The organism is Sphingomonas hylomeconis (assembly GCF_025370105.1).
Taxonomy (GTDB): Bacteria; Pseudomonadota; Alphaproteobacteria; order Sphingomonadales; family Sphingomonadaceae; genus Sphingomonas; species Sphingomonas hylomeconis.
Genome location: NZ_JANQBK010000001.1, coordinates 294061 through 319984 on the forward strand (window position 1 = coordinate 294061; position 25924 = coordinate 319984).

The following is a 25924-nucleotide window of genomic DNA, read 5'->3' on the forward strand; positions in this document are numbered from 1 at the left end:
GCCCTCCCCCAGCCCCTCCCGCAAGCGGGAGGGGAGTAGTTAGGCCCCTCCCGCAAGCGGGAGGGGAGTAGTTAGGCCCCTCTTGTAAGAGGGCGGGGCTTACGCGGCCTCGCTGAACTGCAGGCTGGCGAGCCGCGCATAGAGGCCGTTCTGCCCGATCAGTTCGGCATGGCTGCCGCTCTCGACGATCCGCCCCTCGTTCATCACGATGATGCGCTTGGCGGCGCGCACGGTGGCGAGGCGATGCGCGATGACCAGAGTGGTGCGCTGCTGCATCAGCCGCTCGAGCGCCTGCTGCACCAGCTGTTCGCTCTCCGCATCCAGCGCGCTGGTCGCCTCGTCGAGCAACAGGATCGGCGCGTCGCGCAGCAGCGCGCGGGCGATCGCGACGCGCTGGCGCTGGCCGCCGGACAGGCGCGCGCCGCCTTCGCCGAGGAAGGTGCTGAGCCCGTCGGGCAGCTTGCGCAGGAATTCGGCGGCATTGGCGGCCTCGGCCGCGGCCCAGAGCTCGTCGTCGCTTGCCTCCCACTTGCCGTAGCGCAGATTGTCGCGCGCGCTGGCGCCGAAGATCACCGTTTCCTGCGGCACCATGGCGATGCGGCGGCGGATCTCGGCCGGGTCGGCAGCGCGCAGCGATACGCCGTCGAGCCGCACGTCGCCGGCGGACGGATCGTAGAAGCGCTGGATCAGCTGGAACAGGGTGGTCTTGCCCGCGCCGGACGGGCCGACCACCGCGACGGTATCGCCCGGCGCGATCTCGAGCGAGAAATCGTGCAGCGCGGCGGTGTCGAGCCGGGTCGGGTAGCGGAACTCGACATGGTCGAAGCTGAGCGCGCCGCGCGGCGGGACGGGCAGGGTGGCGGGGTGCGCCGGCGGGGCGATCTCGGGCTGTTCGCGCAGCAGTTCGCCGAGCCGGCCAGCGGCACCGGCGCCGCGCAGCAGATCGCCGTACACCTCGGTCAGCGCCCCGAACGCGCCGGCGACGATCCCGCCGGTCAGCACGAAGGCGGCGATCGATCCGCCGCTGATCCTGCCCGCGGCGACATCGACCGCGCCTTCCCACAGCACCAGCGTGATCGAGCCGAAGATCAGCCCGATGACGATTGCGGTCATGAAGGCGCGCAGCGCGATGCGCCGGCGCGCGGCGGCAAAGGTCGCGGCGACGGCATCGGAAAAGCGCTTTGCCTCGCGGCTTTCCTGGCCGAACGCCTGGACGATCTTCATCGCGCCCAGCGTCTCGGTGGCGATCGAGCCGACATCGGCGACGCGATCCTGCGACTGGCGCGATTGATTGCGTACCCGGCGGCCGAGCAGCGCCATCGGCAGGATGATGATCGGAATGCCGAGCATCAGCATGCCGGCGAGCTTTGGCGAGATGGCGAACAGGTAGATCAGCCCGCCGACACCGGTAAAGGCGTTGCGCAGCGCGACCGACACGGTGGTGCCGACGACCTGCTCGATCAGCGTGGTATCGGAGGTCAGGCGCGAGGCGATTTCGGACGGGCGGTTCTGCTCGAAGAAACGCGGCGTCAGCGTCAGCAGATGCGCCTGCACCGAGGTGCGGATGTCGGCGACCACGCGTTCGCCGAGCCAGGAGACGTAATAGAAGCGCACCGCCGTCGCCAGCGCGAGGATCACGACGATCATCAGCAGGTAATGGAACGAGGTATCGACCGCGCCGCCGGCGCCCGGCCCGAAGCCGCGATCGATCACGCGCTTGAAGCCGTAGGGAATGCCGATCGTCGCCGCCGAGGTGGTCAGCAATGCGAGCCAGGCGATGCCGATCTGACGCGGATATCGTTTGGCATGATGCCATACCAAGGCGAGATCGCCGAGGCGACGTTTCCGCGCGGGTTCGTCGGCGGGCGCGGGGCTTGGCTGGGCATCGGACATGGCCACCAGCGCTAGCAGGCCGGCGGCGGTCGCTCAACGGGCCTGAGGGTAACCACGTACGATCATTGCCAGCATGATCCGATGGGTTTATGCCGCAGTTGCGAACAGGTTCCTTTTTCAAATATCGGGTATGCGATGCTCTACAACGCTTATGAGATGCAGAAGTCCATGCTGGCCGGTGCCAGTGCGATGGCGGGTTTCGGCGCGGGCTGGCTGAACAACCCGGCCAATCCCTTCTCCTATCTGGGCGGCGGCACCGTGCTGGCATCGGCGCTGGAAGTGTTCGCGCATGCCTCCGCCCCGCGCGGAAAGCCGGCTTTCGGGCTGGAATACACCACGATCAACGGCGCGCAGGTGCCGGTCGAGGAAGAGATCGTGCTGCGCAAACCCTTCGGCCAGCTGAAGCGCTTCAAGCGCGCGGGCGTGGCCGGCGAACCCAAGCTGCTGATCGTCGCCCCGATGTCCGGTCATTACGCGACTCTGCTTCGCGGTACGGTCGAGCGGATGCTGCCGGTGGCGGATGTCTATATAACCGATTGGCGCGATGCGAAGCAGGTGCCGCTGGCCGACGGCGCGTTCGATCTGGACGACTATATCGATTACGTCACCGAATTCCTCGACGTGATCGGCAAGTCGGGTGACGGCGAACGCGCGCATATGCTCGCGGTGTGCCAGCCCTCGGTGCCGTGCTACGCCGCGACGTGCCTGATGAGCGCGGACCAGCATCCCTATCGGCCCAAGACGCTGACCATGATGGGCGGGCCCGTCGATACGCGCGAGGCGCCGACCGCGGTCAACACGCTGGCGACCGAACGGCCGCATGCCTGGTTCGAGCAGAACGTGATCGCGACGATCCCGGCCAATTATCCCGGCGCCGGGCGCCGCGTCTATCCCGGCTTCCTGCAGCTTGCCGGCTTCATGTCGATGAACCTCGGCAGCCACATGAATTCGCATTACGAGATGTTCAAACACCTCGTGCAGGGCGACGGCGAAAGCGCCGATGCGTCAAAGGATTTCTACGAGGAATATCGCTCGGTCTGCGACATGACCGCGGAATTCTACCTGCAGACGATCGACGTGGTGTTCCAGGATCACGCACTGCCGCGCGGCATCATGCAGCATCGCGGGCGCACGATCGATCCGGCAGCGATCAAGGATGTCGGCATCCTCGCGATCGAGGGCGAGAAGGACGATATTTCGGGGCTCGGCCAGACCAAGGCGGCGCTCACCATCGCCACCGGCCTGTCCGAGTCCAAGAAGCGCTATTACATGGCCGAGGGCGCCGGCCATTACGGCATCTTCAACGGCAGCAAATGGCGCGACCGGATCGCTCCGGTGGTCGAGGAATGGATGGCGGCGAACGCCTGAGGCGCCGTACCGCGGCGGTGCGGATGCTGCCGCCGCCAGCCGCTGGTATGCTGACTGATGGCTGGGGTTCGCGGCGGTGGTTACTAGCCCAACCGTCATCCTGAACTTGGTTCAGGATCCATCGGGCGGCTAGGTGCCGCGGTCGCGGTGAGCGTCGCCGTTGCGGCACTATGGATCCTGAAACGAGTTCAGGATGACGTGCGGGGTGGGCGGGGGGCGCCTTCGTCGGACGCTGCCCCCCCGGCCAGACGGCAGTCGCCAGACGGCAGCCGCCAGGCGCCGCACACCGGCTCCCGGCGACGGCGCGCCATATTACGTCGCGGTGGTGCTCACCTTGGCGTGGCTGCCGGACTCCGACGGCTTGATCGTGCCGCCGACCAGCATCTTGAGCCGGCCGCTGAGCGAGATATCGGTTTCCCACAATTCGGCGCTGTCGATGTCGAGCCGGATCAGCGCCAGGTTGGGATCGCTCTTGCCGCCGGGAAACCAGGCCTCGACCTGCTTGTTCCAGAGCTTGTCGATCATCGCCGGATCGTTGCTCTCGCTGATCGTGCCGGACAGGCAGGCGAAGAAATCGTGCCCCTTGGAGACGAACTGCGCCATCGCCGCGCCGCCGCCGATCAGGCGATTGTCCTTGCCGACGAAGAAGAACAGCGTGTCGACCAGATCCTTGTCGAGCTGCGCGGTCAGCGGCTCGCTATGCTGGTGCGCGTCGGTCAGGCCGACCATCACGAACGGGCTGTCGGCCATCTTGTCCCACAGCGTCTGCTTGATTTCCTGCGTATCGGCCATGCGGTGTCTCCTCGATTGGTTCGGTAGGATAACGTCTCGCGGGCAAAGGGTTTCCTTGTCGCGCAATTGCGCCGCGCCGGGCATGGCGGGCGGATGATCAAGCGCTTCTTCTCCCCGATCCTCGCCGGCGCCACGCTCGGTGACCGGCTCATCGCCTGTGCCGCGGCGGCGATCGGCATCGCGCTCACCGGCCTGCTCAGCGCGCTGCTCGTCGATGGGCATACGGCCGCGTTGCTGGTCGCGCCGATGGGCGCCTCGGCGGTGCTGATCTTCGCGGTGCCCGCCAGCCCCCTGGCGCAGCCCTGGCCGGTGGTCGGCGGGAACGTCCTCTCGGCGTTGGTCGGCATCACGATCGCCTGGGCGGTGCCGATCCCGGCGCTCGCCGCCGGGCTGGCAGTGGCGGTGGCGATCCTGGTCATGTCGCTGACCCGCTCGCTGCATCCGCCGGGCGGGGCGGCGGCGCTGCTGGCCGTGCTGGGCGGACCCGGCGTGGCGGCGGCGGGCTATTGGTTCGCGGCGGTGCCGGTCGGGCTGAACGCCGCGCTGCTCGCGCTATCGGGCGTGCTCCTTCACCGGGTTACCGGCCACAGCTATCCGCATCGCGCCGTGCCGGCCGGCAATCAGGTGCTCGCCACGCGCGATACCGTGCCACACCCGGAGGACGTGGATGCGGCGCTGGCCGATCTTGGCGAAACGTTCGACGTCAGCCGCGAGGATCTCGACCTTTTGTTCCGTCGCGTCGAGTATCACGCCGCCGTGCGCAAGAAGCGGGCGCGCTGAAGAGTCCGCTGACAAGGCAGCGTATCAACAAACGTCATAGCGAGTGTGTAACAAATCAGGTTACCATTCCGTCGGCGGCAATACGGCCGCCGACATGGAAAGGAATACCTATGACGGTAGCCGATCTGTGCCTGATCCTGGGCGCACTGTTCGCCTTTGCGACGCTGATCGTAAAGGTGATTGAGGTGACGCGTAAGGAATAAGGTGCACGGGCGGGGTTCGGTTGACAGGCCGGACCCCAAACGTAAGCGCCATATGTTTGAGCCCCGACCGTGACAGCGGCCGGGGCTCACACAGAAAGGCGCCTATGACGTCGCCGTCATCATAGATATCGCATTTCTACGGAAATTCAAGATCGCTTACAGGACCTCGAACAGGCCGGCGGCACCCTGGCCGCCGCCGATGCACATCGTGATCACGACATGCTTGGCGCCGCGGCGCTTGCCTTCGATCAGCGCGTGGCCGGTCGCGCGCGCGCCGGTCATGCCGTACGGGTGGCCGATCGAGATCGCGCCGCCGCTGACGTTCAGAAGCTCATCGGGAATGCCGAGCTTGTCGCGGCAATATAGCACCTGCACGGCGAACGCCTCGTTCAGCTCCCACAGGCCGATATCGTCCATCTTGAGGCCGAAGCGCTGCAGCAGCTTGGGGATCGCGACGACCGGGCCGATGCCCATCTCGTCCGGCTCGGTGCCGCCGACCGCCATGCCGATATAGCGGCCGAGCGGCTGCAGGCCGCGCTTCGAGGCGATCGATTCTTCCATCAGCACGCTGGCCGACGAACCGTCGGACAGCTGGCTGGCATTGCCGGCGGTGATCGTGAAGTCTGGGCCCATCACCGGCTTGAGCGACTGCAGGCCCTCCAGCGTGGTGTCGGCGCGGTTGCCCTCGTCCTTGGCCAGTGTCACTTCCTTGTAGGTGACTTCCTTCGTCTCCTTGTTGACGATCGCCATGTTCGCGGTGACCGGCACGATTTCCTTGTCGTAATAGCCCGCGGCCTGCGCGGCGGCGGTGCGCTGCTGCGACTGGAGCGCATATTCGTCCATCACGTCGCGGCTGATGCCGTAGCGCTTGGCGACGACTTCGGCGGTCTGCAGCATCGGCATGTAGACGTCGCGGTGCATCGCGATCAGCTCGGGATCGGGCGCAACGCGCATCTGCGGCGTCTGCACCAGGCTGATGCTCTCGACGCCGCCGCCGATCGTGATGTCCATATTGTCGGTGATGATCTGCTTGGCCGCGGTGGCGATCGCCATCAGCCCCGAGGCGCACTGGCGATCGACCGACATGCCGGCGACGGTGACCGGCAGGCCGGCGCGCAGCAGCGACGTGCGCGCGATATTGCCGGCCTGATGGCCCTGCTGTAGCGCGCAGCCGAACACCACGTCGTCGACATCCGCGCCGTCGATCCCGGCGCGCTCGACGGCGGCCTTGATCGCATGGCTGGCGAGCGTGGGGGCGGGGGTGTTGTTGAACGCACCGCGATAGGCGCGGCCGATCGGGGTGCGGGCGGTGGAGACGATGACGGCTGAACGCATGGTTGGGCCTTTCTAGCTCCCCTCCCGCTTGCGGGAGGGGCTGGGGGAGGGCGTGTGGGGAGCGGCACCTGTGACAGGCCCTCCCCTAACCCCTCCCGCAAGCAGGAGGGGAATGGTAGTTCAAACGAAGATCTGGCTGATCCATTCGGCGATCATCGCCGGCTTGTCCTCGCCTTCGATCTCGACGGTGAACTCGTTGGTCTGCTGCCACTGGCCGGGGCGCTTCTCGGCAAACTCGAGCAGCTTGAAGTGGCCGCGGACGCGCTTGCCGGAGCGGACGGGGGTGAGGAAGCGGACTTTGTTGCCGCCGTAATTGACGCCCATCTTGACGCCCTCGATGCTCACCGGATCGATGATCTTGGAGGACAGGAGCGGCATCAACGACAGGGTGAGGAAACCATGCGCGATCGTGCCGCCGAACGGCGTCAGCGCGGCCTTGGCGGGGTCGATATGGATGAACTGGTGATCCCCGGTCGCATCGGCGAACTTGTCGATCATCTCCTGGCTGACCTCGACCCAGTCGGACACGCTTTCGGTGCCGATCCGGCCGGCCATTTCCTGTACGCTGATCGTCGCCACTGGGGGATCCCTTCGGTTGTGAACGTGTCGCGGCAAATGACACCAGACGTGGCGTGGTGCAAGCCTTCGACCGACCGAAAGATGGAACGGGCCGGCATGAATGGCGCAGCCGCCTTCGCGTCAGCCTTGCTGCAGCCCGGACCCGATATTCGAATCGCTCAGTTTTCGCTGCCGCCCTCGAACCCCGGATTGTTTTCGGGCGACGGCGTCGCTTCGCGTGTAGAGGTTCCGGTGGCGCGGGCCGGCGCGTCGGCGCGCGGGGCGGCGTAAGGCAGGACCATGCCGCCCTCGGGCGCGGCGGTGAATTCGGTCTGCGTCGGATAGGCGAGCTCGATGCCTTCCGCGTTGAAGCGCCTGATGATCGCCAGGCCGACCTTGTGGCGGGCCTCGAAAAAGCGCGCAAAGGCGGCGTCGACCGAATCGAATTCGAGATCGAAATCATAGCTGCTCGAGCCGAACTGCATGAAGCCGGCGCGGACGAATTTCTCGCCGCAGCCCTCGACGACCTCCTGCAGCATCGCCGGCAAGGCTTCCATCTGCTCGATCGGGGTCCATTGAACGAGCCCCAAAGTGAACTTGATGCGCCGATATTCGCGACGCGTATTGTTGAGGATTTCCTTGTTGAGCAGATTCTTGTTGGAGATGATCCGCTCTTCGCCGGTGGCCGAGCGGATGCGGGTCGATTTGAGCCCGATCGCCTCGACCGTGCCGCCGCTCGTATCGTAGCTGACCACGTCGCCGCGGCGGAACGGGCGATCGAAGATGATCGCCAGCGCGGCGAACAGATCGGCGAAGATGCCCTGTGCGGCGAGACCGATGGCGATGCCGCCGACGCCGAGGCCGGCGACCAGACCGGTGACGTTGACGCCGAGATTGTCGAGCACCACGATCAGCGCGATCGCGAACAGCGCGAAGGTGACGAGCAGGCGGATGATGCCCATCGCGCTGCCCAGCGCTTCGCCGGAATAATTCTCCGCCTCGGTACGGTGACGCACCGCGCCGAGGATGATCTCGCGCGCCCAGATCGCTGCCTGGAACACCGCGGCGACGGTGAACAGGAAGTTGATCGTCGTCGCCACTTCGGCCGGCGCGCCGGCATAGCCCTCGACCAGCTTGACCGCGACCATCACGATGAAGAAATTGCCGGTCTTGGCGATCGCCTTGCCGAACACGGTGCCCCAGCCGGACGGACCCGGCCCCTCGTGACACAGCCGCTGGCCGAGCGCGCGCGCCGCATGCAGCGCGAGGAAGATGCCGGTGCCGATCGCGCCGGCGATGATGATCTGCAGCCAGTGCGTCTGGAACCAGACATAGCTGGCGTCGAGCAGCGTCTGTGCCTGCGTATCGAGATCGGCTTTGGGGATGATCGGCTTGGTCGCGGCGGCAGTGTTGGACGTCATGAAAATCCTTTAGGCGGCCTTGGCGCGCGGCGCCGGCTTGACCGGATCGAGGAACGCGATCAGCCCGCGCTCGGCACGCGACAGATAGTGCGTCTGGCGCGGCAGTTTGGCGGCGGCGCGGAACTTGCCCTGGCCCTTCTTGACGATGGCCAGCAGCGCGGGGTGGACATAGGATTTGCGCGCGATCGCCGGCGTGTTGCCGAGCGCCTCGGTGACCGGCTCGAGCATCTGCTTGAGCGTCAAGTCATGTTCGGCGGTGACCAGCGCCTCATAGGCGATGACGCTCGCGCTCCAGGTGCGGAAATGCTTGGCAGTATAGTCCGCGCCCATTGCAGTGCGGATATAGTCGTTGACGTCCGACGAGGTGACCGGATGGCAGCTGCCATCCGCGCCGACCCAGCTGAACAGGTGCTGGCAATCGAGATCGGAGCATTTCTTGACGAAGCGGCTGAGCGAGCGATCGGTGATCGTCAGCACGCGCAACTTGCCCGACTTGGCCTTGTATTGCAGCTTGATCGTCTGGCCCTTGAGCTTGGCGTGGCGCTTGCGCAGCGTGGTCGCACCGTAGCTTTTATTCTCTTTCACATAGCCTTCGTTGCCGATGCGGACATGGCCGAGATCGAGCAGCCGAACGATCGCCGCGACCGCGGCGTCCTTGCCGAGGCCGGGGCGCTTGAGATCCTGCTCGACGCGCGCGCGCAGCTTGGGCAGCGCGGCGCCGAACGGCGCGCACAGATCGTATTTCGCGCTTTCGCGCTTCTCGCGGAAATTGAGATGATAGCGATATTGCTTGCGGCCCTTTTCGTCCCAGCCGACCGCCTGAATATGGCCGTTGGGCTTGGGGCAGAACCACGCGTCGCGATAGGCGGGCGGCAGTCCGATCGCGTTCAGCCGGTCGATCTCGTCGCGATCGGTGATGCGCGTGCCATCGGCGTGGAAATAGCCCCAGCCGTGCGACATCTTCTTGCGGGTGATGCCGGGATCGGAATCGTCGTGATAGATGATGCGGGCGCTCATGCCCTGGAAAATGCGCAGGGCAGGGGGTTCGTTCCACCTGCGTCACCGCGGGGCGGTCCGGCGCCTGCGACGGCGCGGCTATTCGGCTGCGACGGTCCGCCTGCCCGCCGGGCCGCGCCAGCGGTTGACCCAGCGCTGCGCGGGGCGCTCGATGCCGTGATACAGCACGACCGAGCTGGCCAGCACGAGCAGCAGGAAGGCCGCGATCATCGCCGGCGATACCGCGCGCGGATCGCTCACGAAGGCGAGCTTGAACGCGATCCATAACAGGAAATGGCCGAGATAGGTCGCGTAGCTGATCTCGCCGAGATAGTGCAGCGCGGCGCCGTCCAGCGGGTTGTGGCGCAGGCCCGAAGTCAGCGCGAGCAGGAGCAGCAGCGTCGCGAACAGCAGCGGCACGGCAAGCGTTTCGGGCAGGCCGAACCACCACAGCAAGGCAAGGCAGAGGGCGACCACGGCGGCGCCGGCGGCAGGGCGCGCCGGTGCCGCCCGCCAGCGCTGCCACAGCGCGCACAGCGCCGTGCCGACGGCGAATTCGATCAGGCAGCGCAGCAGCCCGAACCGGGCGATGTCCTGGCCGAGCGTGAGCGCGCCGCTGCCCGCCATGATCGCATGGAGCAGCAGGCACAGCACGGCGATCGCCGCGACGACCGCCGCGACCGGCAGGCGCCGCCAGTCGAACGTCAGTGCCAGCAGCGGGAACAGCAGATAGGCGCCGAGCTCCGCGCTGATCGACCAGCTCGGCACGTTCCAGCTCAACCGATCGGTGAAGCCCCAATTGTGCAGCAGCAGGACGTGCAGCGGCAGTTGCGCGAAGGGATAATTGTCCGGCTCGGCGCGGCCGGTGGCGACGAACAGCAGCGCAAGTGCGACGGCGAAGGCGAGCATCACCAGATGCAGCGGCCAGATGCGCGCGATGCGCTTGCGCAGGAAGCCGGGCACCGCCGCCCAGCGGTCGCGCCGGATCCGCTCGCCCCAGCTCAGCGCAATGACGAAGCCCGAGAGCAGGAAGAAGAAATCGACCGCGAGATAGCCCTTGCCGAGCCAGCCCACCACGCGCTCCGGCAGGCCGGCGATGGCGAAGCGGATATGGTAGAGTACGACGAGCCACGCCGCGATCCCGCGCACGGCGGTCAGCGCGCGCAATTCGGGCGGCGCGACCGGACGCCCGGTCATGCGGTGGCGGGCGCGGGCGGCGGCGCGCGCTTGCGGCGGATCGGCTGCCACGCCGCTTCGCTGCGTTTCCGCGCCAGATAGGTGTCGAGCCCGATCTGCGCGCCGATCAGCATGAACACGAACGGCTGGAACGCGATGCCGATGAATGCGGCGCCGAGCAGGTAGCAGAAATGCGCCATCTGCAGCGCGCTGGCCAGCGGGCTGATCCATTCCTCGCCCGGCAGCTGGCGGCGGTAGCGGCGGCGCAGCACTTCCATGCGGAACAGGCCGGTGACGTTGATGATCAGCCACAGCGCCAGGCCGGGCCAGCCCTGTTCGCCGAGCATCTCGAAATAGGCGCTGTGGAAGGCGCGGGCCTGATCGACGGTGAGCTTGCGCTCGATCGTCGTGGTGCCTTCGACCTTCTGCACCGTCTCGGTATCGTAGGACAGGCGGTTCTGGCGGTACATTTCGAAGCCGCCGCCGAACGGATGATCCTTGGCGTAATCCCAGGTCCATTTCCACACGGCGAGGCGGGTGGAGGCGGATTCGTCCGCCTTGTAGGTCTTGATCGTGCTCATCCGGTCGGTGAAGGCGGAGGGCAGGAACGGCACCGCGATCATCCCGAGCACGGCGAGGATGCCGAGGAACAGCACCTTGCGCTTGCTGTCGCGCAGCATCAGCATGGCGAGCAGCGCGATGCACAGCAGGCCGGTGCGCGTCGACGTGCCGACCGGGATCAGCAGGCAGGCGAACACCAGGCAATAGCTGAAGCCCTTCACGCGCCAGTCGGGCGGGAAGATCGTGCCATATTTCGTGAACCACAGGATGATCGGAATGATCGCCACCGCCACGGTGCTGATCGTGCTGCCTTCGTAGAGCCCGCTATTGTTGGTCACCATCAGATCGAGCTGGCCGTAGCCGCCGCCGCCGCTGGCGACCGTCTTGATCCCGCCGACGATGATGATCGACGAGGCGGCAAGGATCATGATCAGCAGCAGCGCCTCGATGCGCAGTTTCGTGCGCAGCATCAGCGGCAGGAACGCGGCGAAGGCCAGCGCCTTCCACACCCATTCCCATTTGCTCACCGCCTCGATCGGGAAATCGGCGCTCTTGGTGGTGGCGAAGCAATAGAGCAGCAGCAGCACGATGAGCAGCTGGCGCGGGGCGACGCGGCTGTCCTTCTTGTCGTCGACCAGCGCCCAGGCGCCGACCGTCAGCCCGACCGCGATCAGCGAGATCGGCACGGCGTTGAGCAGGAAATAGGTCAGCCGCTGCGGGCTGACGATATCGATATAGACATAGACCAACGCGAAGATGAACGGCCGGCGGAAGCCGAACGCGAAGAAGGCGGCAAGAAAGGCGACGAAAACGAGATCACGCATCGGGCGGGCCCTGCCGTTCGTCGTCGAGATCGGGCCGGCGCAGCAACAACCACGCGGCGAGCAGCATCAGGCCGTGGCTGATGGCAAGCGCGAAATTGTCGATCATAAGCGGGCGGTGTCCGAAGCAGTGGCGCACCGGCGATACGCGCCCCGGGTTGACGTGCCGTTAAACACTGGCATGGCAAAGCTGCTTGCACGATGCGCATCCTCCATATCCTCGATCATGCCTTGCCGCTGCAGAGTGGCTACACCTTCCGCACGCGGGCGATCCTCAAGGCGCAGATGCAGCGCGGCTGGCAGGTCGCGGCGGTCAGCGGCCCGCGGCAAGGCGCGGGCGACCACGATGTCGAGACGGTCGACGGGATCGATTTCCACCGCACGCAGCCCGGGCGCGCCTGGCCCAGCCCGCTGCAGGAGCTGAACGAGATCCGGCGCTTCGCGCGGCGCATCGACCGCGCGGTGCAGGCGTTCAAGCCCGATCTGCTGCACGCCCATTCGCCGGTGCTCGATGCGCTGGCGGCGCTGCGCGTGGCGAAGAAGCGCGGCCTGCCGCTGGTCTACGAGATCCGCGCCTTCTGGGAGGATGCAGCGGTCGGCAACGGCACCGGCACCGAGGGCTCGGCGGTATACCGCGCGACGCGCGCGCTGGAGACCTGGGCGGTGGGCAAGGCGGATGCCGTGGCGGTGATCTGCGACGGGCTGCGCCAGGACCTGCTCGCGCGCGGCGCGGCCGGCGACAAGATCTTCGTCTCGCCCAACGGCGTCGACCTCAACCTGTTCGGCGCGCCACTCGACTTCGATGCGCCGCTGGCGCTGTCGCTCGGCCTGCATGGCAAGGAAGTGATCGGCTTTATCGGCAGCTTCTACGATTATGAGGGGCTAGACGATCTGATCGCGGCGATGCCCGCTTTGGTCGCCAGCCGGCCCGCGGCGCATCTCGTGCTGGTCGGCGGCGGGCCGATGGAGGCGGCGCTGCGCGCGCAGGCCGCAGCCTCGCCGGTCGCCGCGCATATCCATTTCATCGGGCGCGTGCCGCATACCGAGGTCGAACGCTATTACAGCATCGTCGACGTGCTGGCCTATCCGCGCAAGCGCATGCGGCTGACCGATCTGGTCACGCCGCTCAAGCCGCTCGAGGCGATGGCGCAGCGCCGGCTGGTCGCGGCGTCGGACGTCGGCGGGCATCGCGAGCTGATCCGCGACGGCGACACCGGCACGTTGTTCGCGCCGGACGATCCCGCCGCGCTCGCCGCGGCGCTGGCCGCGCTGCTTGCCGATCGCGGCAGCTGGGCGGCGCGCCGCGCGGCGGGGCGCGCGTTCGTCGAAAGCGAGCGCAACTGGGCGGTAAACGTTGCGCGTTACGCGCCCGTTTACCAAAAACTCATCGACTCTCGTGCATCAGGCGACTCATGGCATCGCTCCCCCGTAAACGCATAACCGTCCCACTCGCCCCGCTGGTCGCGGGCGTGCTGGCGACCGTCGTCGCGCTCGTCTTCGCGCTGCTGCCGGGCGACCTGCTCGGCGAGATCGTGCTGAGCAGCGGCGTCGCCGCGCTGGTCCCGGCGGCCGAGCCGCCGCTCGGCGCCACCGCGCGCGCCGCGCTGATCCTGATCGGCGGCGGCGGCATCGGGCTGGCGGCCTGGTTCGCGACGTTCCTGCTGGTCGGCACGCGATCGATCGCGATCGGCGGCCGCGCCGCGACGGTCGACAACCTGCCGGTGCTGCGCCGCGCCGATGCGCATCCCGACGCGCCGGCCCGCCGCCCGCTGTTCGCCGCGCAGGATCTCGGCACGCCATTCCTCGACATCCGCGCGCCGGTGCATGTCGTCGTCGACGACGAGGAAGCCGAGGCGCCGGTCGCGGCGGCCGCGATCCCGCCGTTCGAGCGTGCGCTGCCGGCCGATCTCGATCTGCCGCTTTCCGCCTATGATCCGCATGCCGTGCGCAGCGACACGATCGCCGCCGCACCGGCGCCCGCGTCGCGCCCGCCGGTGTTCGACGCGGGGGAGCGGTTCGAGACGTTCGAGCTGACGCCGATGGTGCGCAGCGCGCCGGACGTGGCGGCGCCCGTCCCGGCCGCATCGCCGCGGGCCGAATTCGATCCCTCGGCGAGCATCAATGCGCTGCTCGACCGGCTCGAAAAGGGCGTTACGCGCCGCATGCCCGCGGCGCCGGCGACGCGCGACGAGAGCCTGCAGGAATCGCTCGCCTCGCTGCGCCGGCTGGCGATGACCCGCTAAGCGCCGGCCAGGCCTGACCGGCGACGCTTATTGCTCGATCGTCAGTGCCTCGAGCTCGATCGTCACGCCGCTCGAGTCGCGGGTCAGGCCGGCGATATGGATATCGGCGACCAGGTGTCCGCGCAGCAGCAGGTCCGCATCGGGCAGGGCGGCCAGCCAGGCATCGAGCGCGGGGCTGGGCAGGGCGGTCCAGCGCATCGTGTGCCGCGCTCCGGTAAAGGTCGCGCTGGCCCAGCGTAATCAGTCCGAGTCGACGATTTCCAGCGGGCAGCCAGCGGCGCATGCGCTGCGATACAGCGCGCGGACCAGCAGGGTGCCGGCATCGGGGCCGCGGCTCATGGCCGCCCGCTCGCGGCGATGAACGCATCGACCCGCGCGCAGATGCTCCGCCCGGCATCGCGCCCGTTGCGCAGATCGCGCACCAGCCGCGGGTCGTTGACCGCCAGCCGGCCGAACCTGGTGGCGGGCATGTCGGTCGCGCGCAGATAGCGCTCGATCTTGCACAATAGGGTCATCTCCAATCCTCCGAGTCCTGTTGGTGTTCCCGGTCTGTTCCAGCATTTCCAACTTGTCTAGGAAATTTCCTACGGATAGGATGCGATGATGGTGCAGGACGATCCGCGCGGCTTTCTCGACCGGCTGGTGACCGAGCGGGGGGAGAGCTTTGCCGCGCTGTCGCGGCTGTTGCGGCGCAACGACGCCTATCTGCAGCAGTTCGTCAGACGCGGCAGCCCGAAGCGGCTCGACGAGCGCGACCGCAAGCTGCTCGCGGCCTATTTCGGCGTCGACGAGGGCGCGCTGGGCGGGCCGGCCGCTGCGCCGAGCGCGCCGGTGATCGGCGTGCGGCTGCTCGACATCGCGGCCTCGGCCGGGCCGGGCCGGCTGATCGACGAGGAGCGCGCGACCGCGCTGCTGCCGTTCGATCGCGCGATGCTCGAACGGCTCGGCATCCGATCGACGCGGCTGGCGATGATCGCGGCCGATGGCGATTCGATGGCGCCGCTGATCGAGCATGGCGACCAGATCATGGTCGACGAGGCGGACACGCGGGTCGGCGCGCGCGGCGCGGTCTATGTCGTGCGGCTGGACGGGGTGCTGATGGTCAAGCGCGTCGCACGCGTGGCGGACCGGCTGACGATCGCCAGCGACAATCCCGCCGCCGCGCCGATCGGCACGCGCGCCGCGGGGGAGGTGGACGTGCTGGGCAAGGTGGTGTGGCTGTCCCGCTCGTTGCGGTGATCGCGCGCTTTGTCAGCCTGAACCGGGACCTGGGCGGATGACACCGGCTTGTCGGCCGACGCTGGTGGGTTCGGCGGGTGGATGCGACACGATATCCTAGTTCGGTGAACGGTCTTCCGAGGAATAGGACGATGACGCCGCTTTGATCACAAACAACGGGACGCATGCCGTTGCGTGCGGCCTTAGTCGCCCCGCTCCTTCGAGGGGCTGAAGAATGAAATTGTTAGACGGGAAAGTGGCGATCATCACGGGCGCGAGTTCAGGGATCGGAAGGGCGGCCGCGACGCTGTTTGCCGCCCATGGTGCGGCCGTGGTGCTCGTGGCGCGACGATCAGGACCGCTGGATTTGGCGATCGAAGACATCCGGGATCGAGGGGGGCGGGCGATTGCCGTGGTTGGCGACGTCACGGAAGAGCGTACACACCGCGAGGCTGTCGCCGCCGCACGGGCGACGTTCGGCGGCTTGCACATCGCCTTTAACAATGCGGGTTTGGCTGGAGCGATAAAGCCGCTGGCCGATATCGAGCCGGGGGAGTGGGCGAACGTGCTGGCGGTGAACCTGACCGCCGCGTTTCTGGGCGCCCGGGCACAGATCCCGGCAATGCTGGAGCACGGGGCGGGCGCACTTGTGTTCACCGGGAGCTTTGTCGGCAACAGCGCGGGGCTGCCGGGCATGGGCGCTTATGGAGCGGCAAAGGCGGGGCTGATGGGCCTGGTTCGCGGCATAGCGGCGGATTATGGGGCGAAGGGTATCCGGGCAAACGCGCTTCTCCCCGGCGGCACCGATACCGAAATGGCCGGAGATGCTGCCCAGCGCGAATGGGCTGCCGGCCTCCACGCGATGAAGCGTATCGCCCGCCCGGAAGAGATCGCACAGGCGGCGTTGTTCCTGGCCAGCGATATGGCGAGTTTTGTCACCGGGTCGGCGCTATGGGCCGACGGGGGCAACGCGGCAGTGAAAGTATGATCATACCCCACCAGCGGCAGCTTGCGCAGTCCCCGGCGCGATAGCGGTCGCGTATCGGGCGTGGCTCGGATGCAGGATCCGTTGCCTCTCGCGATCAACTATCCGATGACGAGCGGAATCCTGAATCCCGTCCGGGACGACGGCAGGAAACTACCGCCGCCGGTCGATCAGCCAGATCGCGATCGCCATGCCGGCGCCCGCGGCGGCGCCGAGCAGGAAGCCGCGCGTCGCTTCCTGGAACAGGAAACCGATGCCCGCGCCGAGCATCGCGCCGACGGCGATCAGGAAGCCGCCGGCCATCGAGCTGCGCGGGGAATGTTCGGGAGGAGAAGCCATGCCGCCTCCTGCCATGTCCCGTGCCGGTACGCCAGCGTCCCGCAGTGGGACCGGCGGGGCAGCGCGCGGCCATGCGTTTACCATCGTCTCGCGGGGCAGGCGCGGCGGCGCGGGTTGTGGCACGACCGCTGCATGCCGGGCGCATGTACTTGTTGGAGTGTTCCATGTCCCCCCTGCCGTATCTTGCCGACCGCGCCCAGTTCCACGACGCGGCGGAGCTGATTGCCCGATTCGGCGACGATGCGGGCTATGAGGCGGCGGCACGCGCGGACCGCAGCCGGGATCTCGGCAATCATATCCACTTCTGCCGCTGGCGGCAGATCGAGCGGCTGATCGTGCTGCTGGCGGGCGACCGGGCGATGGGGACGGTGCATTGAGGCTGGCCGCACCGCGCTGACGCCGGGTGTGGCGCGCCGCGAGTCCCGCGCTGCCGGGACCGCCGACGCCGGCCAAGCGCGCGGTCCTGCGACCGACATGGCCGTTTTCTCGACCGCCTGCGCGTTTTGGCCCAAAGCACCGCTGTCGCGTGACGCTTTGTGTCGCTAGGACGGCGCCATGTTCGCTTCTGTCGGGCGGCGTGGTGCGACGAGTTGCACCGCCGCATTTCTTCTCGCCGCCACGGCCCCCGGTGCGTTGGCGCAGCAGCCAACCGCGTCGATGCCGGCGGGGCCCGGCGATGCGGCGCAGGACACGCCCGATCTGACCGCGCTCGATCCGAATGCGCCGATGGCGGCGCTGCCCGATCTCGGCGTCGACTGGCCCGATCTCTCGGCACTGCCGGCCGAGCCGGTCGATCCCGCCGCGCAGACCGAGGTGACCGGCGAGACGCGCTATGCGGTCGCGGTGGAAGGGATCGATACGGTCGCCACGCCGCTGCTGCGCCAGCGCTTCGACGAACTCTCGACGCTCAAGACCAACCAGGGCCAGCCGGCCAATGCCGCGCAGCTCGACCGGCGCGGGCGCGAGGATGCCGACCTGCTCGTCGGGCTGCTGCGCGCCGAGGGCTATTACGATGCACGCGTGACTGCACGGATCGCGCCGCAAAAGGGGCGGCCGCTGGTCACGCTCGAGGCCGAGCCGGGCGTGCAGTACAAGTTCGCCGGGGTGACGCTGAACGGAATCACGGCGGCGGGCGACAAGAGCGCAGGGCTGCAAAGCGCGTTCGGCGTGAAGCCCGAGGATGCGGTCAACGCCGATACGATCGTCGCCGGCCAGGCGGCGCTGAAGAGCAGGATCGGCGAGGAGGGCTTTCCCTTCGCGCAAGTCGGTGAGCCGGAGATCGTGGTCGATCGCGCGACGCGCACCGCGACGCTCGATCTCAAGGTCGATCCCGGCGGGGCGCGGCGCTTCGGGCAGATCACCAGCCCGCCCAACAAGGTGTTCGGCCCGCGCCACATGCAGGATATCGCGCGCTTCCGGCCGGGCGACGTCTATAGCGAATCCGCGGTGACCGATCTGCGCCGCGCGCTGATCCAGACCGGTCTGGTCTCGACGCTCGATCTGAAACCGGTCGAGGGGCAGGTGCCGGGCACGGTCGATCTCGCCGTGACGGTCGAGCCGGCGCCGCCGCGCACCGTGGCGGCGGAGCTCGGCTATGGCACCGGCGAAGGCGCGCGCGCGGAGCTCAGCTGGACGCACCGCAACCTGTTCCCGCCCGAAGGCGGGCTGACCGTGCGCGGCGTGCTCGGCACGCGCGAGCAGCTCGGCAGCCTGGTGTTCCGGCGCAACAATTTCCACGCCCGCGATCGCGTGCTGACGCTGCAGGCGGTCGGCTCCAGCCTCAACCGCGACGCCTATCAGGCGACGACCTTCTCGCTGCAGGGCTCGCTCGAACGGCAGACCAACATCTTCTTCCAGAAGACCTGGACCTGGTCGCTGGGCGCGGAGCTGACCGCGTCGGACGAGCGCGACGTGATCGTCTCGACCGGTGCGCCGCGGCGGCGCACCTTCTTCATCGGCGCGCTGCCGACCAGTCTCAGCTATGACGGGTCGGACGATCTGCTCAACCCGACGCGCGGCTTCCGGCTGAGCGGGCGGCTGTCGCCCGAACTGTCGCTGCAGGGCACGGCGTTCGGCTATGCGCGCGTCCAGCTCGACGGCAGCAAATACCAGGCGATCGGCGACAGCGTGGTGCTCGCCGGCCGCGTGCGGCTGGGCACGATCGCGGGCGCGCCGCGCGACGCGGTGGCGCCGTCCCGGCGCTTCTATGCCGGCGGTGGCGCCTCGGTGCGCGGCTATAGCTACCAGGCGATCGGGCCACGCGATCCCAACAATGATCCGATCGGCGGGCGCAGCCTGACCGAGTTCGCGATCGAGGCGCGGATCAAGGCGTTCGGCAATTTCGGCATCGTGCCGTTCCTCGACGGCGGCAATATCTACACCTCGCCCTTGCCCAAGTTCAGCCAGTTCCGCTTCGGCACCGGGCTCGGCGTGCGCTATTATTCCAATTTCGGGCCGATCCGCGTCGATGTCGGCACGCCGATCAACCCGCAAGCAGGCGATGCGCGGATCGCGGTCTATGTCTCGCTGGGGCAGGCGTTTTGAGCGACGAGACCGCTCCGGTCGCCGGCCCGCGCCGCTGGTGGCGCTGGCTGGTGCTCGCCTTGCTCGGCATCGTCGCGCTGCTGGCGGCGGTGCTGTTCGTGCTCGACACCAGCATCGGGCATCGCTGGATCGCCAACCAGATCGCCGCGCAGCGGCCGTCCAACGGCCTGCGCTACAGCGTCGGGCGGATCGACGGTTCGGTCTATTCCAATGCAGCGCTGATCGACGTGCGCGTGCGCGACCAGCGCGGGCTGGTGTTCGTCGCGCCGCGCGCCGAACTGGGCTGGAACCCGTTCGCGTGGATCCGCAACACGCTCGACATCAAGCGGCTGGCGATTCCGCAGGCAACCTTCCTGCGCGCGCCCGAGACGATCAAGACCGGGCGCAAGACGCCGATCCTGCCCAACTTCGACATCGCGATCGGCGATCTGCGCGTCGATCGCCTGACCATCGGCACGACCGGCAAGGTGCGCACCGCGCGGCTGCGCGGCCGTGCCGATATCCGCCGCGGCCGCGCGCTGATCGATCTCGCCGCGGTGGTGCAGGGCAGCGACACGCTGACCGTCAAGCTCGACGCCGAACCGGATCGCGACCGGTTCGACGCGCTGATTCACGCGCGCGGCACGGCCGACGGGGTGATGGCGACGCTGTCGGGGCTGAACCGCCCGATCGCGCTCGACGTGACCGGCGACGGCCGGTGGAGCGCGTGGAGCGGCACGGCGGTGGCCGATATCGCCGACGTGCGCGCGATCGACCTGCGGCTCGGCAACAAGAGCGGCGTCTATGCGCTGACGGGCACGCTGGTGCCGGCGCCGTTCACCAAGGGCAAGGTGATGCGGCTGACCAGCCCGCGCGTGCGGGTCGACGGCAGCGCGACCTTCGCCAATCGCCGGCTCGAGGGCGTGCTCAAGCTGCGCTCGGCGGCGCTGGCGGTGGACACGACCGGCGTGGTGGATCTCGCGCAGAACGCGTTCCGCAACGTGCGCATCCTGGCGCGGCTGCTGCGCCCGGCGGCCCTGTTTCCCAACATGACTGGGCGGGCGGTGGAGCTGCGCGCGATCCTCGATGGCGCGTTCGCCACCGCCGCGTTCGATTACCGGCTGTCGGCCGAACGTGCTGCGTTCGACGATACCGGGTTCGAGGCGGTGCGCGCGGGCGGCAAGGGGCGTTTCTCCAAGGCGCCGATCCGCGTGCCGATCAGGCTGGTCGCCGCGCGCGTCACCGGGGTCGGCGACGTGGCGGGCGGGATCCTGCGCAATCTGAGCGTCGAGGGCGTGCTGCAGGTCACCGCGCAGACGCTGATCGGCAACGATCTGCGCCTGCGCTCGGACAAATTGACCGGGCGGATCAATCTGGTGCTCGATCTTCGCACCGGGCGCTACGAGGTCGGGCTCAACGGCGCGCTCGGGCGCTATCTCATTCCCGGGCTCGGCATCGTCGATGTGACGACCAAGCTGCAGGTCGTGCCCGGGCCGAACGGCCGTGGCACGCGCGTGATCGGCACCGGCACGGCGCAGATGGTGCGGCTCGACAATGCCTTTTTCCGCTCGCTCGCCGGCGGCCTGCCGCGCATCGTCACCGGGCTGGAGCGCACGCCGGACGGCATCCTGCATCTGAAGGGGCTGCTGCTGACGGCGCCCGATATCCGCATCACCGGCAACGGTTATCGCCGGCGCGACGGCACGTTCCACTTCGAGGGCAGCGGGCGGCAGGCGACCTATGGCCCGCTGACGCTCAAGCTTGACGGCAAGATCGACCGGCCGACGCTCGATCTCGTGTTCGCGCGGCCGAACGACACGCTCGGCCTCAGCGACGTGATCGCGCATCTCGATCCCACTGCGCAGGGCTATGCCTTCACCGCGCGCGGCGGATCGCGGCTCGGGCCGTTCAGCGGCGACGGGCAGATCCTGCTGCCGCGCGGCGGCGATGCGACGATCGACATCGCCCGGCTCGATGTCAGCGGCACGCGCGCCACAGGCGCGCTCACCGTGGTCGATGGCGGGTTCGACGGACGGCTGGCGGTCGCCGGCGGCGGGCTGAACGGCGAATTGCTGTTCCGCCCGGTCGGCGACGTGCAGCGCATCGAAGCGCATCTGGCGCTGGCCAATGCGCAGCTCGACGGCGTTACGCTGCGCCGCGGGCGGCTCGACATGGTCGCCTTGCTCGATCCCGCCGGCACCTCGATCGAGGCGACGGCGACCGGCGCGGGGCTGCGCCGTGGCGGGCTGACGATCGGGCGCTTCGCCGGCAATGCCACGCTGCGCGGCGGCGTGGGCAGGATCACCGCATCGATCGCCGGCTCGCGCGGGCGCGCGTTCGATATCCAGTCGGTCACCGAGGTGACGGCGGACAGCTACAGCGTCTCGGCGCAGGGAACGCTCGACCGGCGGCCGCTCAAGCTGCTCACCCCTGCCGTCTTTACGCGCGACGGTGACGGTTGGCGGCTGGCGCCGACCAGATTGAGCTTCGCCGGCGGCCATGCGCAGGTCAGCGGCCTGTTTACCGCGACGTCGAGCGCGATCGACGCCACCGTCTCGCGCATGCCGCTGGCGATCCTCGATATCGGCTATCCCGGCCTCGGGCTGGGCGGCAGCGCGTCGGGCAAATTGTCCTTCGCGCAGGGCGAGGGGCAGGCGCCGACCGGGCGGATCGACATGACGGTGCGTGGCCTGTCGCGCTCGGGGCTGGTCCTGTCGTCGCAACCGATCGATGTCGGCATTGCCGGCGTGCTGCAGGCCGACAAGGCGGTCGCGCGCGCGGTGATGGCGAGCGGCGGCAGGACGGTGGGACGGGCGCAGGCGCGGCTGATGCCGCTCGGCAGCGGCGATCTGGCGGACCGGCTGCGCAACGCCGCCTTGTTCGGGCAGCTGCGCTACAATGGCCCGGCGGACACGCTGTGGCGGCTGACGGGAATCGAATTGTTCGACCTGACCGGCCCGGTGGCGATCGCCGCCGATGTCGGCGGCCGCGCCAGCGATCCGCAGATTCGCGGCGTGGTGCGCGCGAGCGGCGCCAAGATCGAAAGCGCGATCACCGGCACGGTGCTGACCAACGTGCAGGCAAGCGGGCAGTTTGGCGGATCGCGGCTGCGCATCGCCAATTTCACCGCCGATGCCGGCAAGGGCAAGGTGGCCGGCAGCGGCACGTTCGATCTGGCGGCGACGAACGGCTTCGGGATCGATCTCAAGGTACAGGCGCGCAACGCCGCCCTGATCAACCGCGACGATATCGCCGCCTCCGTCACCGGGCCGCTCAGCTTCACCTCGGATGGCTCGGGCGGGCTGATCTCGGGCGACGTGACGCTCGATTACAGCAGCTATCGCCTGGGCAAGGCGACCGCGGCCAGCGCCGTGCCGCGGCTCAATATCCGCGAGATCAACGTGCCCGATGGCGGCGACGAGGACGATAGCCCGCGCAAACCCTGGCAGCTCGACATCCGCGCCCGCGCGCCGAACAATCTGCGCGTCACTGGGCTCGGCCTGGCGAGCGAATGGTCGACCGATCTCAAGATCGGCGGCGTGCCGGAAAATCCGGTGATCACCGGGCGCGCCGATCTGATCCGCGGCGATTATGAATTCGCCGGGCGCGAATTCGATCTCGAGCGTGGCGTGATCCTGTTCGACGGATCGGTGCCGGCGAACCCGTCGCTGGATATCGCCGCCAATGCCGACACGACCGGGCTCAATGCGACGATCCGGGTGACCGGCTATGCGCTGAAACCCGAGATCAGCTTCTCGAGCATCCCGGCGCTGCCGGAGGACGAGCTGCTCTCGCGGCTGCTGTTCGGCACGTCGATCACCAACCTGTCGGCGCCCGAGGCGCTGCAGCTGGCGGCGGCGGTGGCGGCGTTGCAGAACGGCAGCGGCGGGCTCAACCCGATCAACGCGGTGCGCCGCGCGGCCGGGCTCGATCGCCTGCGCATCCTGCCGGCCGACCCGCAGACCGGGCAGGGCACGTCGGTCGCCGCGGGCAAATATATCACCCGGAGGCTGTTCGCGGAGATCGTCACCGACGGGCAGGGCTATTCGGCGACGCAGGTCGAATTCCAGGTGACCCGCTGGCTGTCGCTGCTGTCGAGCATCTCCACGCTCGGGCGGCAGAGCGCTAACGTCCGCGTGTCGAAGGACTATTAGGCGCCGTCATCCCGGACTTGATCCGGGATCCATCAAGCCGCTTAGATAGCGCCCGATTGTCAGTAGCCTGGGTTTGCCGCCCGATGGATCCCGGATCAGGTCCGGGATGACGGTGGGGGGTAGGCGGCCGCCCTGCGCCGCCACAGATGCAGCCCGAGCGTGACCAAAGCCGCCGCCGCCAGCACGCCGATCACCACCTGCTCGGCCGATTTGATCCGCCCGAACAGCCGTTCGATCCCGTCGGCGAAGACAAAGCCGATGCCGGTGAACAGGCACGCCCAGAGCAAAGCGGCGGCGAGGTTGAGTGCGGCGAAGCGGCGCGTGCGGATGCCGGTGGTGCCGATCGCCATCGGCGCGATGGTGCGCAGGCCGTAGAGAAAGCGGAAACCGAACACGAAGGCAGTGGGGTGGCGTTCGAACGCGGCGAGCGCGCGGGCGAAGGTGGGGCGGGCTTCGGCGCGCTTCACGCGCGGGTGATCGCGATAGTATCGGCCGAAGGCGAAGAATGCCTGATCCGCGACGAACGAGCCGGCCGCCGCCGCCAGCGCGACCCCGGCGACCGGCAGCATGCCGTTGTGCGCCAGCACCCCGCCGGTCACTACCATCGTCTCCCCCTCGATCCCGGCGCCGAGGAAGATGGCGGCGAGACCATAGCGGGCGATGAGCAGTTCGATCGACATGGCGCCGACCGTGGCGACATTCTTTCGCGCCTGCCACCCCCGCGCGGAGATAGTTGGCGCGGCGCGGGTTAAGGCAGCATGATGTCGAACACCGAGGTATGATGACCGTTCCCCAAATGCTGTCCGTCGCCACGCTGGCGGGCATGATGGCGCTCTTCATCTGGGGGAAGTTCCGCTACGACGTGGTCGCGATCCTCGCGCTGCTGGCGTCGCTGGCGCTCGGCATCGTCAAGCCGAAGGAAGCCTTTTCCGGCTTTTCCGACGATATCGTGATCATCGTCGGCTCGGCGCTGGTCATCTCCGCTGCCGTGCAGCGCTCGGGCTTTATCGAGGTCGCCTTGTCGTTCGTTTCTCGGCGCGTGACGCGGGTGCGATCGCAGCTCATGGTGCTGACCGCGGCGGTCGGCTTCGCCTCGGCGCTGGTCAAGAATATCGGCGCGCTGGCGATGCTGATGCCGGCCGCGTTCCAGATGGCCAAGAAGAACAATACCAGCCCGTCGGTCTTTCTCATGCCGATGGCGACCGCGTCGCTGCTCGGCGGGCTGATCACGCTGATCGGCACCTCGCCCAACATCATCGTCAGCCGCGTGCGTGAGGAGATGACCGGGCAGCCGTTCGGCATGTTCGATTATGCGCCGGTCGGGCTCGGGCTGACCGTGATGGGGCTGATCTACCTGCGCTTCGCCTATCGGCTGCTGCCGCGTGACCGGCGCGCCGCGCCGACGATGGGCGAAGCACTCGATATCAAGGGCTATGTCACCGAGGCGGAAGTCGTCGAAGGATCGCCGGCGGTGGACGAGACCGTCGCCGCCTTCCTCGACCGCCACGAGCGCGAAGTGACGATCACGCAACTGGTCCGCGCCGGGCTGCGCAGCGCACCGCACGATCATATCCTGCTGCGCGAAGGCGACACGCTGATCCTGGGCGGCGATCCCGATGCGCTCGAGCGGGTGATCGCCAAGGATCGCCTGAAGCTGGAGGGCGAGGATCGCGAGAAGGTCGATGCCGATGACGATGACGAGATCGGCGTGATCGAGGCGGTGATCAATCTCGGCTCGCCGCTGATCGGCCAGACTGCCGGCCGGCTGGCGCTGCAGGCGCGCTACGGCGTCAATCTGATCGCCATTTCGCGGCGCGGCGAGCATCTGTCCAAGCGGCTGGCCAATACCGAGCTGCGCGGCGGCGACGTGATCGTGCTGCAGGGGCCGCTCCAGCAATTGCCCGAACGGCTGCGCAGCCTTGGCTGCCTGCCACTGGCGCAGCGCGAATTGCGGCTCGGCGCCTCCAAGCGCGGCTGGCTGCCGATCGTCATCCTGGCGGCGGCGATGCTGTCGACCGCGACCGGCTATGTTCCCGTCGCGGTGGCGTTCTTCGCCGCCGCCGGGTTGATGATGGCGAGCGGCGTGCTGCCGGTGCGCGAAGCCTATGATCATGTCGAATGGCCGATCCTGATCATGCTCGGCGCGCTGATCCCGGTCAGCGATTCGCTGCGCACCACCGGCGCGTCGAACGTGATCGCGACCTGGCTGGCCGAGACCGCCTCGGCCTTGCCGGCCTGGGGCGCGGTGGCGCTGATCCTGGCGGCGGCGATGGCGGTCACGCCGTTCCTCAACAATGCCGCAACGGTGCTGGTCATGGCGCCGATCGCGGCGACCTTCGCCGGCGATCTCGGCTTCCGGCCCGAGGCGTTCCTGATGGCGACGGCGGTCGGCGCGGGGTGCGATTTCCTCACCCCGATCGGGCATCAGTGCAACACGCTGGTGATGGGGCCGGGGGGATACCGGTTCGGCGATTATGCCCGGCTCGGCGCGCCGCTGTCGGTGCTCGTGCTGGTGGTCGGCACGCCGCTGATCATGGCGGTATGGCCGCTGCACTGAG

The 25924-nt window shown here is 68.2% G+C and carries 22 protein-coding genes; 10 read left to right on the top strand and 12 right to left on the bottom strand.

Annotated elements, in window-relative coordinates:
- Positions 1-99: 99 nt before the first annotated feature.
- A complete protein-coding gene (locus NV401_RS01535; RefSeq protein ID WP_261292606.1) occupies positions 100-1893 on the bottom strand; it encodes an ABC transporter transmembrane domain-containing protein in 1794 nt (597 codons plus the stop codon).
- A gap of 135 nt (positions 1894-2028) precedes the next feature.
- Between NV401_RS01535 and NV401_RS01540 the strand changes: the two genes are divergently transcribed.
- Positions 2029-3261 (top strand): polyhydroxyalkanoate depolymerase, encoded by a 1233-nt coding sequence (locus NV401_RS01540; protein ID WP_261292607.1) that lies wholly within the window; start codon positions 2029-2031, stop codon positions 3259-3261.
- Positions 3262-3573: 312 nt separating this feature from the next.
- On the opposite strand, the gene NV401_RS01545 is transcribed toward NV401_RS01540, so the two are convergent.
- Positions 3574-4053 carry a pyridoxamine 5'-phosphate oxidase family protein gene (locus NV401_RS01545; protein ID WP_261292608.1) on the bottom strand — a complete coding sequence of 160 codons (480 nt, stop codon included), beginning with the start codon at positions 4051-4053 and terminating at the stop codon, positions 3574-3576.
- A 93-nt stretch (positions 4054-4146) separates the two neighbouring features.
- Between NV401_RS01545 and NV401_RS01550 the strand changes: the two genes are divergently transcribed.
- Positions 4147-4833, top strand: a complete 687-nt coding sequence (locus NV401_RS01550) for an HPP family protein (RefSeq protein ID WP_261292609.1) — start codon at positions 4147-4149, stop codon at positions 4831-4833.
- A 359-nt stretch (positions 4834-5192) separates the two neighbouring features.
- Here NV401_RS01550 and NV401_RS01555 read toward each other — a convergent pair whose 3' ends face one another.
- From NV401_RS01555 to NV401_RS01580, 6 genes are all read right to left on the bottom strand, one after another.
- Positions 5193-6371 (bottom strand): acetyl-CoA C-acyltransferase, encoded by a 1179-nt coding sequence (locus NV401_RS01555; protein ID WP_261292610.1) that lies wholly within the window; start codon positions 6369-6371, stop codon positions 5193-5195.
- A 120-nt stretch (positions 6372-6491) separates the two neighbouring features.
- Positions 6492-6926, bottom strand: a complete 435-nt coding sequence (locus NV401_RS01560) for a MaoC family dehydratase (RefSeq protein WP_261293056.1) — start codon at positions 6924-6926, stop codon at positions 6492-6494.
- Positions 6927-7108: 182 nt separating this feature from the next.
- Complete coding sequence (locus NV401_RS01565) at positions 7109-8350, bottom strand: mechanosensitive ion channel family protein (protein WP_261292611.1); 1242 nt, start codon at positions 8348-8350, stop codon at positions 7109-7111.
- Between the two features lie 9 nt (positions 8351-8359).
- Positions 8360-9367, bottom strand: coding sequence for a DNA topoisomerase IB (locus tag NV401_RS01570; RefSeq protein ID WP_261292612.1), 1008 nt, complete (start codon positions 9365-9367; stop codon positions 8360-8362).
- Positions 9368-9445: 78 nt separating this feature from the next.
- The gene (locus NV401_RS01575) at positions 9446-10594 is read right to left on the bottom strand and encodes an acyltransferase family protein (RefSeq protein WP_315369050.1); all 1149 of its coding nucleotides are present in this window, start codon (positions 10592-10594) and stop codon (positions 9446-9448) included.
- Positions 10540-11907 (bottom strand): putative O-glycosylation ligase, exosortase A system-associated, encoded by a 1368-nt coding sequence (locus tag NV401_RS01580; RefSeq protein ID WP_261292613.1) that lies wholly within the window; start codon positions 11905-11907, stop codon positions 10540-10542. The genes NV401_RS01575 and NV401_RS01580 overlap by 55 nt, the downstream gene beginning before the upstream one ends.
- Before the next feature lie 198 nt (positions 11908-12105).
- Between NV401_RS01580 and NV401_RS01585 the strand changes: the two genes are divergently transcribed.
- Positions 12106-13344, top strand: a complete 1239-nt coding sequence (locus NV401_RS01585) for a TIGR04063 family PEP-CTERM/XrtA system glycosyltransferase (protein WP_261292614.1) — start codon at positions 12106-12108, stop codon at positions 13342-13344.
- Positions 13317-14147 carry a hypothetical protein gene (locus NV401_RS01590; protein ID WP_261292615.1) on the top strand — a complete coding sequence of 277 codons (831 nt, stop codon included), beginning with the start codon at positions 13317-13319 and terminating at the stop codon, positions 14145-14147. The genes NV401_RS01585 and NV401_RS01590 overlap by 28 nt, the downstream gene beginning before the upstream one ends.
- A gap of 27 nt (positions 14148-14174) precedes the next feature.
- On the opposite strand, the gene NV401_RS01595 is transcribed toward NV401_RS01590, so the two are convergent.
- Both NV401_RS01595 and NV401_RS01600 read right to left on the bottom strand, forming a co-directional pair.
- Positions 14175-14345 (bottom strand): hypothetical protein, encoded by a 171-nt coding sequence (locus tag NV401_RS01595; protein ID WP_261292616.1) that lies wholly within the window; start codon positions 14343-14345, stop codon positions 14175-14177.
- A gap of 137 nt (positions 14346-14482) precedes the next feature.
- Complete coding sequence (locus NV401_RS01600) at positions 14483-14662, bottom strand: hypothetical protein (RefSeq protein WP_261292617.1); 180 nt, start codon at positions 14660-14662, stop codon at positions 14483-14485.
- An 88-nt stretch (positions 14663-14750) separates the two neighbouring features.
- Between NV401_RS01600 and NV401_RS01605 the strand changes: the two genes are divergently transcribed.
- Together NV401_RS01605 and NV401_RS01610 are read left to right on the top strand one after the other, a co-directional pair.
- Positions 14751-15386 (top strand): S24 family peptidase, encoded by a 636-nt coding sequence (locus NV401_RS01605; RefSeq protein ID WP_261292618.1) that lies wholly within the window; start codon positions 14751-14753, stop codon positions 15384-15386.
- Positions 15387-15600: 214 nt separating this feature from the next.
- Positions 15601-16353: an SDR family oxidoreductase gene (locus tag NV401_RS01610; RefSeq protein WP_261292619.1), complete on the top strand. Its 753-nt coding sequence runs from the start codon at positions 15601-15603 to the stop codon at positions 16351-16353.
- Positions 16354-16503: 150 nt separating this feature from the next.
- Here the strand turns inward: NV401_RS01610 and NV401_RS01615 are convergent, their stop codons facing one another.
- Positions 16504-16689, bottom strand: a complete 186-nt coding sequence (locus NV401_RS01615; RefSeq protein ID WP_261292620.1) for a hypothetical protein — start codon at positions 16687-16689, stop codon at positions 16504-16506.
- Between the two features lie 164 nt (positions 16690-16853).
- On the opposite strand from NV401_RS01615, the gene NV401_RS01620 reads away from it, so the two are divergent.
- From NV401_RS01620 to NV401_RS01630, 3 genes are all read left to right on the top strand, one after another.
- A complete protein-coding gene (locus NV401_RS01620) occupies positions 16854-17066 on the top strand; it encodes a hypothetical protein (RefSeq protein ID WP_261292621.1) in 213 nt (70 codons plus the stop codon).
- 178 nt (positions 17067-17244) lie between these two features.
- Positions 17245-19233: an autotransporter assembly complex protein TamA gene (locus tag NV401_RS01625; protein WP_261292622.1), complete on the top strand. Its 1989-nt coding sequence runs from the start codon at positions 17245-17247 to the stop codon at positions 19231-19233.
- Positions 19230-23366, top strand: coding sequence for a translocation/assembly module TamB domain-containing protein (locus NV401_RS01630; RefSeq protein ID WP_261292623.1), 4137 nt, complete (start codon positions 19230-19232; stop codon positions 23364-23366). The genes NV401_RS01625 and NV401_RS01630 overlap by 4 nt, the downstream gene beginning before the upstream one ends.
- 95 nt (positions 23367-23461) lie before the next feature.
- Here NV401_RS01630 and NV401_RS01635 read toward each other — a convergent pair whose 3' ends face one another.
- Positions 23462-24046 carry a DedA family protein gene (locus tag NV401_RS01635; RefSeq protein ID WP_261292624.1) on the bottom strand — a complete coding sequence of 195 codons (585 nt, stop codon included), beginning with the start codon at positions 24044-24046 and terminating at the stop codon, positions 23462-23464.
- Between the two features lie 101 nt (positions 24047-24147).
- Here NV401_RS01635 and NV401_RS01640 point away from each other — a divergent pair, with 101 nt between their 5' ends.
- Positions 24148-25923 (top strand): SLC13 family permease, encoded by a 1776-nt coding sequence (locus NV401_RS01640; RefSeq protein WP_261292625.1) that lies wholly within the window; start codon positions 24148-24150, stop codon positions 25921-25923.
- The last annotated feature ends 1 nt before the right edge of the window (position 25924 follow it).